General features: G+C 41.6%; 1 pseudogene. It reads right to left on the reverse strand.

Annotation, left to right across the window (positions count from 1 at the left end):
- Positions 1–131, reverse strand: a pseudogene (locus AB4585_RS21655) (IS5/IS1182 family transposase); the annotation flags it as partial.
- Between the last annotated feature and the right edge of the window lie 78 nt (positions 132–209).

Genomic DNA, 209 nt, shown 5'->3' on the forward strand with positions numbered 1-209 from the left:
CGTTTACCTTGCTTGAGTTGCTTCCACTGTTGAATCGCTTCCTCATCAATCCAGAATGTCAGTGAACCACGATTGATTAGGGCTTGGTTATATTGTTTCCAGTTAGTTGTTCTGTAGCGAGGCTTTGGCATTGCTCTAAGTATGTGAGTGAACTTAGATGATCTGATCGTAGCTTTAAGCATTAGTTCCCTGATTTAGGAAACAAAGCC

This window comes from Vibrio sp. 10N.222.49.C9 (genome assembly GCF_041474985.1).
Lineage (GTDB): Bacteria > Pseudomonadota > Gammaproteobacteria > Enterobacterales > Vibrionaceae > Vibrio > Vibrio crassostreae_C.